The 11,583-nt window shown below is 67.3% G+C and carries 8 protein-coding genes and 1 pseudogene; 4 read left to right on the forward strand and 5 right to left on the reverse strand.

What is annotated here, in order from left to right:
- Nucleotides 1–2: 2 nt before the first annotated feature.
- Nucleotides 3–1,067: an alkene reductase gene (locus tag ACY0PA_RS01860; RefSeq protein WP_473083025.1), complete on the reverse strand. Its 1,065-nt coding sequence runs from the start codon at nt 1,065–1,067 to the stop codon at nt 3–5.
- A 347-nt stretch (nt 1,068–1,414) separates the two neighbouring features.
- On the opposite strand from ACY0PA_RS01860, the gene ACY0PA_RS01865 reads away from it, so the two are divergent.
- From ACY0PA_RS01865 to ACY0PA_RS01880, 4 genes are all read left to right on the forward strand, one after another.
- Nucleotides 1,415–2,386 (forward strand): alpha/beta hydrolase, encoded by a 972-nt coding sequence (locus ACY0PA_RS01865; RefSeq protein ID WP_473083026.1) that lies wholly within the window; start codon nt 1,415–1,417, stop codon nt 2,384–2,386.
- Nucleotides 2,387–2,461: 75 nt separating this feature from the next.
- On the forward strand, nt 2,462–2,929 hold the full coding sequence (locus ACY0PA_RS01870) for a cupin domain-containing protein (RefSeq protein ID WP_473083027.1): 468 nt from the start codon (nt 2,462–2,464) through the stop codon (nt 2,927–2,929).
- 241 nt (nt 2,930–3,170) lie between these two features.
- Nucleotides 3,171–3,944: an LLM class flavin-dependent oxidoreductase gene (locus ACY0PA_RS01875; protein ID WP_473086206.1), complete on the forward strand. Its 774-nt coding sequence runs from the start codon at nt 3,171–3,173 to the stop codon at nt 3,942–3,944.
- A gap of 876 nt (nt 3,945–4,820) precedes the next feature.
- Nucleotides 4,821–5,300: a MarR family winged helix-turn-helix transcriptional regulator gene (locus tag ACY0PA_RS01880; RefSeq protein WP_473083028.1), complete on the forward strand. Its 480-nt coding sequence runs from the start codon at nt 4,821–4,823 to the stop codon at nt 5,298–5,300.
- A 176-nt stretch (nt 5,301–5,476) separates the two neighbouring features.
- On the opposite strand, the gene ltrA is transcribed toward ACY0PA_RS01880, so the two are convergent.
- From ltrA to ACY0PA_RS01900, 4 genes and pseudogenes are all read right to left on the reverse strand, one after another.
- The gene (gene ltrA / locus ACY0PA_RS01885; RefSeq protein WP_473083029.1) at nt 5,477–6,841 is read right to left on the reverse strand and encodes a group II intron reverse transcriptase/maturase; all 1,365 of its coding nucleotides are present in this window, start codon (nt 6,839–6,841) and stop codon (nt 5,477–5,479) included.
- A gap of 592 nt (nt 6,842–7,433) precedes the next feature.
- The gene (locus ACY0PA_RS01890; protein ID WP_473083030.1) at nt 7,434–8,876 is read right to left on the reverse strand and encodes an NF041680 family putative transposase; all 1,443 of its coding nucleotides are present in this window, start codon (nt 8,874–8,876) and stop codon (nt 7,434–7,436) included.
- A gap of 144 nt (nt 8,877–9,020) precedes the next feature.
- Nucleotides 9,021–10,434, reverse strand: a pseudogene (locus tag ACY0PA_RS01895) (IS701 family transposase).
- A 79-nt stretch (nt 10,435–10,513) separates the two neighbouring features.
- On the reverse strand, nt 10,514–11,527 hold the full coding sequence (locus ACY0PA_RS01900) for a LacI family DNA-binding transcriptional regulator (protein WP_473083031.1): 1,014 nt from the start codon (nt 11,525–11,527) through the stop codon (nt 10,514–10,516).
- Nucleotides 11,528–11,583: the final 56 nt, after the last annotated feature.

The raw sequence follows: 11,583 nt of genomic DNA on the forward strand, positions 1-11,583 counted from the left end.
TCTCAGGAGCTGGCGAGCGTCGGATAGTCGGTGTATCCACGCTCGTCTCCTCCATAGAACGAGGCGGGGTCCGGCTCGTTGAGGGCCGCGCCGATGCGCAGGCGCTGGACCAGGTCGGGGTTGGCCAGTGCCATCGATCCGACCGTGATGAGGTCGGCGACGCCGTCCTCGATGTCCTTGGCACGTGCTTCGATGTCGGCGCCCGCGCGGTTGACGATCAGGCTGGTGGGCCACTGGCTGCGGATGGTGCGCAGCAGGGCTTCATCGCCGATGTGCGTGACGTGCAGATACGCCAGGTTCAACGGGGCCAGCGCTGCGACGAGCGCTCCGTACAGTTCGGCGGTGTTCTCTTCCTCGATGTCGTTGAAGGGGTTCGCGGGAGAAATGCGGAAGCCGGTGCGGTCGGCGCCGATCTCGTCAGCGACTGCCGTGGCCACCTCGACCGCGAAGCGGATGTGGTTGTCGACCGTCCCACCGTAGGAATCGGTGCGCTGGTTCGCGTTGCTCGACAGGAACTGGTGAACCAGGTAGCCGTTGGCACCGTGGATCTCGACACCGTCGGCCCCGGCGGCGATGGCCGCGGCGGCCGCCTGCCGGTACTCCTGCACCACGTCGGCGACCTCTGCGGTCGACAGGGCCCGAGGTACGGGCATCTCCTGAGGGCCGGTCATGGTGAACATGATCCCTGCCGGCTGGACTGCGGAAGGCGCCACGGGCTGGCGGCCGTGCGGGGTGTTGGAGGGGTGCGAAATGCGCCCGACGTGCATGAGCTGGATGACGACGCGTCCGCCTGCGTTGTGCACGGCGTCGGTCACCTTGCGCCAGCCGGCAACGTGCTCGTCGCTGTAGATGCCGGGGGTGAGGAGGTAGCCCTGTCCGTCGGCGGAGGGCTGGGTGCCCTCGGTGACGATGAGGGCCATGGAGGCGCGCTGGGCGTAGTACTCGGCGTTGAGCTCGGTCGGAACGCCTTCGGGGGTGGAGCGGTCCCGGGTCATCGGGGCCATGGCAAGGCGGTGCGGAAGGTTGAGCGTGCCGACGGTCGTCGGAGTCCATAGCGAGATGGTCATGGCAGGTCTCCCAGAGTTATGTGGCTGGCCACGTTTGCGCTTGGTCCGATTATGTGGTCGGCCACCTATGTTGTCAAGCGGCCTCCAGTCCGAGCGCGACACCGGCAAGGGCGGCCACCCGGGAGCCGCCCGATCGGAGCCTCCCTGCGGCAAGGGTTCGGGCGCCGCCTGATGACACCCGGACCGACAAGCGGCTTGCGCGACCCCCGGAGGAGACAGGCCGACCCTTCCTTGCGTCACGCGATCTAGGGCCGCATCGAATTTATGTTGCCGACCACACTTTTCCGAGTTACAGTTACGTGGTCGGCCACATAAGTGGTCGGCGTGGCCCCACCGCGGAGACTGACATGACTGCTTCGACCGACACCCGGACCCAGGCCCGTCCGCCGTACGACCCCGAACTGGGGGCCCTACTGGACGCGAGCCCGCTGCCGACGACAATCACTGCCGACATGATCGATGCCCTGCGGGCCGTGCCGTTCACCGCGCCGATCGAGGAGATCCTGGCCACCCGCGCCCTGGATCACGAAGTCCACATGGTCCCGGTGAACGACGGAGAAGCGGCTGCGTCGGTGTTCACCCCGCGCGGCGGCACCGCCGCCAAGGCCGGGATCTACTTCCTGCACGGCGGCGGGATGATCATCGGTGACCGGTTCACCGGCATCGTGAACATACTGGACTGGGCCCTGGAGCACGACGCCGTCGTGGTGTCCCTGGACTACCGCCTGGCTCCTGAGCACCCCGACCCGACCCCGGTGGAGGACGCGTACGCCGGCTTCGTGTGGACCACCGACCGCGCTGCCGAACTCGGTATCGACCCCCAGCGGATCCTCCTGGCCGGAACCTCCGCCGGAGGCGGGCTCGCGGCCGGCGTTTCCCTGCTTGCCCGCGACCGCCAAGGCCCCAAGGCCATGGCACAGCTGCTGATGAGCCCGATGCTCGACGACCGCAACCAGAGCGTGTCCACCAACCAGTACTCCGGTACCGGTTCCTGGAGCCGCGAAAGCAACATCACCGGCTGGACCGCCCTACTGGGCGAGCGCCGCACCACCGATGCAGTCAGCGCCTACGCGGCCCCTGCTCGCGCCACAGATCTGTCGGGCCTCCCGCCGGCCTTCATCGACGTCGGCTCCGCCGAGGTCTTCCGCGACGAGGACGTCGCCTACGCCTCCCGCCTGTGGGCCGCAGGCGTCCAGGCCGAACTCCACGTGTGGGCCGGCGGCTTCCACATCTTCGACGGCGCCGCCCCCACGGCCGCCCTGTCCACCGCCGCCCTCACCGCACGCGCCGCCTGGGTCCGCCGCACCCTCGGCGCCTGACCGCCTTCCGAGGCCCCTCACACGTACGGAAACCGCCGGTCTGAAGGCAGCACTCGGCAGGAAGGAAGAGGCCAAATGTCCATGGCGTATCTCGCTCAGCCCGAACAGCAACAGAAACTCGAGTGGATCGACGGGGGCACCTTCTCCGTCCTCCTCGACCAGGAAGCCACCGAGGGACAACTGACCGTAGGCCGGTTCACCGTAGCCAAAGGGGAAGCGCCTCCCTTCCACCTCCACACCCGCGAGGACGAAGTCTTCATGCTCATCAAAGGCACTGCCCTCGTATGGGCGGGAGAGGAAGAGCATGAGCTGCGCGAAGGTGGAATCGTCTACCTGCCACGCAACATCCCTCACTCCTACCGCATCACGTCCGACCACGCAGACCTGCTGATGATCACCACCCCCGGCGGTATCGAGGGCATGTTCCGCCACGCCGGACGCGACCTCTCCGCACCGCGGCCCGAAGGATTCGAAATCTCCAAGTCCAAGCTCGCAGAAGCCTCGGAACTCTACGGCGGAGTCATCCTCGGCCCGCCTCGCTGACCTCTCCTCCTCCCGGGCCGCACCGGCCACGCGACCCGGCCGTGCGCAGCCCCCGAAGAGGCTTCGCTCTCTGTCCTGGATCCACCCTCTGACCGCACCCGACCCACTCAGGCTCCTGACCATCGAGAGGCTGTCATGACCGTTCCAGTCCTGTTCGGCGCAAACGTCGATCCGCTCGCATCCCCCCCTGGGGCGATCGAGTGAGCACGCACTGCTCATCGACAGTCTCGGCCTCGACCTGCTGACCATCCAGGACCACCCCTACCAAGAATCGTTCGACGACACCTGGACACTGCTCAGCTTCCTGGCAGCCCGGACCGAGAACGTCACGCTGGTTCCGACGGTCGCCTCCCTCCCCCTACGTCCGCCAGCCGTACTGGCCAAAGCCGCCGCAACGCTGGACAGGCTGTCAGGGGCCCGGGTACAGCTCGGCCTCGGTGCCGGAGCCTTCTGGGAAGCCATCGAAGCCATGGGCGGGACGCACAGGGAACCAAAGACCGCGGTCGATGCCCTCGACGAAGCAATCACCGTCGTCCGCGCGATGTGGAGCGGACAACGCAGCGTCCGGGTCCGCGGCGAGCACTACTCTCTGTCCGGCGTGCGTCCGGGCCCAGCCCCCAGTCCCGAACTGGGGCTCTGGTTGGGTTCTTACGGCCCGCGCATGCTCGCGCTCACCGGAGCCCGCGCCGATGGCTGGCTGCCGTCCCACGCCTACCTCGGCCTCGACGCCCTGCCCGCAGCCGTCGGACGCATCAACAAGGCCGCGGCAGCCGCAGGCCGTGACCCCTCGACGCTCCGCAAGGTCTACAACATCGCCGGAACCATCCAATCTGCAACGGACAGCCCCTTCCGTGGACCAGCCGCCCAGTGGGCCGAAACCATTACCGAACTCGCAACGACCGTCGGAATGAACGGGTTCGTGATCTGGCCCGAGCGTGATCATGCGGAACAGATCCGCGCCTTCGCCACCGAAGTCGTTCCCATGGTGCGCGAAGCCCTGAGACGGCGCGTCTGAGAATGGGCGTCCGAGCACGGTCGTATCGAAAGCTCCTACGCCAACTGCCAGGTCGGCCGCTCCTCGCCTAGCCCGCACAGAGCGGGCGGATGTGGCTCGACCGCCGCCTGCCTTGTGCCCACGTCCTGGACGGACGACCGCGACCGGCGGGCAAACAGCACCGATGAGACCGCCTTCGAAACCAAGGTAACCATGGCCATCGAGACAGCCCGGAAGGCGACCGTCGATACGTTCCCCTTCGGAAGGGTGATCGCGGATGCGCCTACGCCTGCAGCAGGGGCTGGCCTTCGAGCAGGTACAACCCGATGTCTTCCACGTCATGGCCAGCACCGGCACGACACCGTCGTCACCCGCCGGTGTCCATCGCCCCCGTCCCGACCCGTTCCCGGCGCCTCTCACTGCAGATGGAAACCGCGAGGACCGCTGGCACTGGGTTCCCGGTGCCGCGGTGTGAGCAGGCCCGGGGAGATCTCCTCATACATCGCCCACTGCCCCTCCGAGACCACTCTGGACGAGCTGATCCGCATCGCAGGCAGCCCGCTGGGCTGTAGAGGAATGCTTCCAGAGCGAAGCAGGAACGCCGCCTGGCCTACTACCAGCTGCGCCGCTCCCCCGCCCGGCACCGCATCACCCTGGCCACGGCCGCCCCCGTTAGCCGCACCATCCGGCTCGCCCGCACAGGATCCATGGGGAGGACCAACCGGCAACTTCACAATCGGCGGCGCGGCGCCTCGCGCTAGGACCGACCCCTGGAGGATGTACACGCTGACCCGCCCGTGAAGCTCCGGCTCGGCGGCCTCTTACGGTGGCGACGAGACGGGCTGCAATGATCACCCCAGGCTTCCCCAACCGTCACGTCACCCGAGGAGAACAAGGATGGCCGAGTCCGCCAGCCGCTATCCCACGACGGTCCAAAAGGGCCGCTTGAGCTACGCCGTCTTCCAGCTGGCCCGTGCCCATCGCGGCTACGCGGCCGCGATGTTGCGCGACATGAATCTGCATCCAGGGCAGGAACTGCTGCTGATGCAGCTGTACGAACGGGATGGGCAAACCCAGTCCGAGCTCCTCGCAAGCGTCGGTCTCGACCACTCGACCGTCTCCAAGTCACTGCGCCGCATGCAGGATGCCGGGCTGCTGACGCGTGAGCCGGCCGAACACGACCGGCGAGCGATGATCGTCAAGCTCACGGACAAGGGCCGCGACATGAAGAGACCCATCGCAGCTATGTGGACAGCATTGGAGGAAACTTCCGTACGAGACCTCGATACAGAGGAAATCGAGTCCTTCATCGCCATTGCCGAAACCATCGCAAGGACGATCACCGACCGTGGCCCCACGGCTCGCACCGGCGACTAGACATCGCCTACAGCGTTCACCTCAAGAGAATCTGGTCTAGGTCGTTGGCGTTCTGGGAGGCTGAGAGCGGGCCTGAGTAGGGTCGGGGACTGGCGCGGTGGCTGATGCTCCGTTTCCAGTCCCCGCCGCTTCAAACCGTGCATGCAGTTCTCCCGCACACGGCTTTCCGACATCGTTCACCGGCTGGCATGCACCGTTGCCCTGTGCACGTTTCCGGTAAGGCGGTAGACACCGAGCCGGGTGATCCACCCATAAGTAAATCGGGTGGTCCAGTTCCTGCCCGCAAGTCTGTGTTTCGCGCTGGCGAAGATCGCCAGACGTTCGTGGACATAGCCGTCGACCACGTTGAACTTCCGTCCGGAGTTCCCGTTACGGAAGTACGCCGCCCAGCCCCGCAGGACCGGGTTGAGATCGGCGACCACGGCGGATACCGGCCGCTCAGTCTTCGAACGAGCGGTCGCCGCACGGACTTTGTCCCGCAGTACCCGCATCGCCCTGGCCGAGGGCCAGCGTTGCAAGTAGTACCTGCCCCGCCATTTCCACGATTCCATCTTCCGGTGGTGGAAGCCGAGAAAGTCGAAGCCCTGCCCACCTCGGGTGAGGCGGACGATGCCGGTCTTCTCGGGATGCAATCGCATCCCGAGCTGCTCCAGCACTCGTGCCGCCAATTCACGGGCCTGTTCGGCCCGTTGCTCCGTCGGCGACAGGACTACGAAATCATCGCAGTATCTCACCAGCACCCCCAGTCGGCATCCTTCGTTCTGCCACGCCTCGTCGAGAACGTGCAGCGCGATATTTGCCAGCAATGGGGAAATCGGTGAGCCCTGAGGGGTTCCTGCCCCGGTAGGCGAGGTCACCCCGCCCTCCAGGACTCCCATCCGCAGCCAGGCCCGGATCAGCTTCAGCATCGGCCGGTCCACCACACGCCGTGCCACTTGGGCCATCAGCGCCTCATGGTCGATCGTGCCGAAGCAGTCGCGGATATCGGCCTCGAGCACCCACTCCCGCCGCTGGTTCGCGGCGACGCGCACGGCTTCGCATGCGTCGATCGCGGACCGCTTCGGCCGGAATCCGTAGCTCGCCTCGGTGAACTGGGCCTCGAATACTGGTTCAAGGACCAATTTCGCAGCCGCCATCACCACACGGTCCGCCACGGTGGGGATCGATAGCGGCCGGAACTCCCCCGGCCGCCCGGGTTTGGGAATCTGGACTCGTCGCAGTACTGCCGGACGATACGTATGCGCCCGCAGTCTCTGCGAAAGGTCCTGGAGGAATGCATCCACTCCCGAGGTCTCCACCGCGTCGACGGTCATGCCGTCCACGCCGGGGGCACCCCGGTTTGCGCACACACCGACCCACGCCCGCCGAAGGACGTCCATGCGGTGGACATGGCCATACAGGGCGTGAAACCGGCGTTCGGGTTCTAGCTTGGCACAGCGGTAAAGCGTCCGTTGCAGAGCTCGGACCTTGTCCAGAGGACGGCGGCCCGGTCCTGCGACGCTTTCCTCCCGGCGGATGGAACTAGCCGAAACGGCACTCATCCGGGTCCCTCCCTGTTTTCGAATCGCATCGATGAAGCAGGGGCCCTTCGCTCCCAGCGGGTTGTGTTGTCCCGCCGATCGTCACTACTACGACCCCCTCCGACTGCCTCTCGGCAACCCGCCATTTCCCGGTTCTTCCGGTTATAGGAAGGCCACGCTTCCCGGGCCGCAATACCCGGGGCCGAGGAGGCTCTCTCCAGTTCCCAGGGCAACCTTCCGACCATTCCACGCCCCTTACGCCGGGAGGTTCTTCGACGACCGCTCCAGGTCCGAGATCGTCTTCCGTGGCCTTCGCCAATCAAGCACAGGCTCGGCTCCTCCTTGGCCCGCCCGCGGGCGGGGGTTAAATGACGACGCTGCAGGCTTCACTTCATGTTGCGGACTGGTCGGTTGCACGCCCCCGAGGGGCGCTTGTCACTCCACTTCGACGCCACCATTTCGAGCGACGCCGGGAGTCAGCTACCGGGGACCCTGGCGTTTCCCCAGACCGGACTTGCACCGGCTGGCTACCCTGAACTTGACGTCCGGTTACATCGTTCACACCCCTTCTGAACTGGGAAGACGCCCGGACTGCTGGACGTACGCTTGATCTTTAACCTGTGCGGCCGTAGTGCTCGTCGAGTGTCTCGGCGCGCTTGACAGTCTTTCCCGGTGTGTGACGGGGTGCTCTCGCGCGGTTGCTCGATCCGCAGGGGCGCCCCGGGCCGGGGCGAGAGGGTTTTGGTGCGGCCGCGGGACGAGCGGTCTTCGCGCGGATGTTGCGGAATCCTCGCCGCACCCGGGCAGGCGTCAACTTGTTTGCCGCAAGCGGCCGTTCCCAGGGACGGCGCAGATCTCGCGCGGCGGGTCGGGCGAGCCACAACTGGGTGTGTGCGGCGATGATCAGCGTCGTCCACAGGTCGGCACTGGCAGGGTCTCGGAGCTTGGGCACGGTCCAGCCAAGTGTCTGCTTCAACAGGCGGAAGGTGTGTTCCAGGTCGAATCTGCGCAGGTAGGCCCGCCACAGCTGGTCGACATGGGCGGGGTCGGCCCCGGGGTTTGAGGACCACAGCCACACCGGGTCGGGATCCCGGCCGCCGGGCAGGCGCTCGACACTCAGGCGGATCACCAGGCCGTGCAGGATGGGAAGTTCGGCGTTCTGGTCGGTGATCCAGGCCGAGCGGCGGGTGAGCCGAGGGTGGAGCCGGTCCCATGCCCGGGCGGTCGCGGTGCCGTAACGCGTGGTGTTGGTCCGGGTCTCGGTCTGCGGGTCGCCCCAGGTGGTGGGCCTGGCCAGGGCGAACGGGGCACCGTGCATGCGCGGGCGACCCGGCCGTGGCCGAGCATTGTGCGGTGCCGGATCGCGGGCCATCACACGGTCCGAGCGCAGTCTGCCGCATACCTCCACGGGCAGGTCGGCGAGGAGATGGGCCAGGCGGGCAAGGTCGTAGCCGGCGTCGGCGACGATCAGCAGATCAGGGGCGCCGTCACTCCAGTGGCCTGCGGCGATCAACTGCGCCACGATGTCGCGGAGTTGCGCGGCGGTAACGGCTGCGGCGTCGTCGGCAGGGCCGAGCCGCATGGCGTCCAGCAGGCGGCACCAGGAAGTGCGGCCGGACTCCAGCACGGCGACGAAGGAGTAGGGCCAGCCGGGGATGAACTGGTCCTTGTTGCGGCCGCGCCCGTAGACGTGGCAGAAGAGCCGGTCAGAACTGGTCTCGGCGTCCGGCCGCAACCAAGTCGAGACGTCCACGGCCAGCACGATCCGCCCATCGACCGCACGCGGAACGGGTAGCGAGGCCAACAGGCCCCGCATCCGGGCCGGCTCGGCCCAACCGGCGTTCAACGCCTGGTAGAGGGCACCGTGCCCACGCCGGTGCTCGGCCTCCAGACTGAGGTCGACCAAGGTCTGCACAGGTCCGTCCTTGCACAGGATCGCGTCGGTGAGCTCGAAGAGGGCATCGGCGCGGGCGTACAGACAGTCGTAAAACTCGACCCGAAAGCGGGACAAGACTTCCAACCCATCACCAGCAGGACCAGAGACAGAGACACTCATACACAGCGGCCGTTCTCTCGCACTTCGTTACTCAACATCTCGAAGCCTGGAGAACGGCCGCCTCGGCTGTCCCGGGAAGAGCCGCAGATCAGCAGGTCGGGTGACACTCGAGGTTAAAGATCAAGCTAATCCGGGGAGTAGAGGTCAAGCGGGTGGCCTGCGCCGACGGCGTTGATCAGGGCTTGGAGTTCGGGTGGTGGAGGTGCGTTGGTCCAGGCTCGCCAGCAGCGTTGAAGAGTGGTCCAGGGGTCGAGCCAGGCCCGGACGGCGCGGATCGCCTTGGGCCAGGTGGCCGGGTGGTGCTGGTGAGGTCTGCTTGGTCCCCCTCTCAGCCGGTTCCGTAGGCGGGGCCGCGGGAGCGCGGGTGGACTCTCGGTCCGAGGGTGGGGCGAACCAGGTGTCCCAGCAGAACGAGAACGCGCAGGTGACCAGGGTCTGGTGGCGGCGGATGGCGGTGTCGGAGCGGACCTGGAAGTCGGCCCACCCCAGTTCGTCCTTGACCTGCTTGTAGCTCTGCTCGATCCAGTGTCGGATGCCGTCGATCCGCACGACTTCCTGCAGGTCGGCGGCCGGTTCGGGGCTGTCGGCCGCGCGGGGGCCGCCGGGGCGGGGCGGGTCGGTGGCCAGATACCAGGTGGCCTGCGCGGGCAGCGTGGCTGGGTCTGTGGTCGCCACGACCAGGCGAACGTTTCCGTCGGGGCCCCACCAGCCCAGGGTCGCGTCGGCAGCCCACCACGTCTGGGTGTGCCCGTCGCGGAAAGTTCGCTCGACGGCCGTCCAGTCACCGGGGTGTTCGGGATCTGTCCAGCTCAGGGCCCGAGCAGCGTCGACCGGTGTGTACGCGTCCTTGCCGTAAGTCCACGTGCCATGACTCGGCTTGAGAGCCATGACGAACGGCAGTCCTGCCGTATGGAGCTGTCTGCGGAAGCTGTCCTGGTCGCCGTAGGCGCAGTCCGCGGCCACCGCCCGGAAGGTGATCCCGGTGGTCTTCGCGAGGCGGGCGAGTTCGGCGACGATCTGCAGTTTCGTGCGGAAGTCGGGGTCGCTCCTGCCCTTGGGAAAGTGGTGGGCTGGAGTGTAGGGCACGGCATGCAGCGGGTAGTAGAGGTTCTCGTCGGCCCAGCAGGTGGTCACGGTGACGATGCCGTTGTCGGCCTTGCCCAGCCTGCCCAGCCGCTGCCGACCGATGTGCGCGGTCGCTTTGCCGTCCTTGCGGTCTCCGGAGTCGTCGATCGCCAGCACGCCGCCCGGGTGCGGGGCTGTCGCGGGATCGGCCAACAGCAGTTCCACTCGCCGGGCGTGACCTGATCGTGGTCCCACGTCGATTCGGACAGGAAGAACCGCAGCCGCTGCACCGCCGCATGCTGGGCCCCGACCACCGGCTCGCTGCCGGCCAGGGCGGTCAGGGTCTTGTTGCGGTCCCGCGGCAGCAGCAGGCCCGCGAGGTACTCGCGGAACCCGCGGCGCTGTGCCAGGGCGGAGAAGAGGTCATCGAAGCGTGCGGTGCGTAGGCTTCCAGCGGGCCCGGAGCGGGCGGACACGGCAAACGACGGGTCATCACACACTCCTGGGCGGCGAGGCGACGTTCCTCAGCCACCGGCCTACTACGACCCTGACCCGCCGTCAACAAACCACCGCTAGGAGGACTCTCGCACCACCAGTTCCGTCGGCAGCGTCATTTGTTGCCGGGGCGCGCCGTGTTGCGTGATGTCGGTGAGTATGCGGGCCATGGTGCGGCCGAGCTCCTCCACCGGTTGTCGCACCGTCGTTAGAGGCGGGTTGGTGTGGCGGGCGAGGATGGAATCCTCGAATCCGACCACGGCGACGTCACCGGGCACTTGTCGCTTCTGCCTGCGCAATTCGGCCAGGGCGCCGAGCGCCATGAGGTCGGAGGCGGCAAAGACGGCATCCAGATCCGGGGCGCGTTCAAGGAGTGAACACATCGCATGGCTGCCGCCTTTCTCGGTGAAGTCGCCTGCCTCGACCAGGAGTTCCCGTGCGGGCACCCCTGCCTCCTGGTGGGCAGTACGCCAGCCGGCGAGCCGGTTGCGGCCGACGTCCATGTCCAGTGGACCGGTGATCGTTGCGATCCGGGTGCGCCCCTTGCTCAGCAGATGACGGACCGCCGCGGCCGCCCCTCCGGCGTTGTCGGAGTTCACGTAGCTCAGTCGCTCGCCCGCGTCGCGGCGGCCGGCCAGCACGATGGGCAAACCCATCTCCTCCAGCATGCTCGGCAGTCGGTCCTCGGAGTGCACGGAGACCAGCAGGACGCCGTCCACGCGGCGGGTGGCCACCGACTCGGTCAGTTGATCCCGCTCGGCCTGGTCGCGGACGAGCATCAGCTGCAGCTGGGTCCCGCTCTCGGCGAGGGCGCCGCTGACGCCGCGGATCAGCGCGGCGAAGAACGGTTCCGAGCCAAGCCGGCTCTCCGATTCCGGGATCACCAGGGCTACGGCGTTGGTCCGGTTGGTCACCAGGCCCCGGGCCACTGAGTTGGGAACGTAGTTGAGTTCCTTGATCGCTGCGAGAACCCTGGCGCGTGCGTCGGCACTGACCAGATCCGAGCCGTTGACGACACGGGAGACCGTGGTGCGGCCCACGCCGGCGCGGGCAGCGACCGTTTTGATCGTGGGACGGCGGTTTCCAGCCATGCACTCTCCCCTCCTCGGCGGCCGTGGCGATATCAGCCGCAGCGGCGACCAGCGAC

Source organism: Streptomyces sp. DS1-CR2 (genome assembly GCF_055760475.1).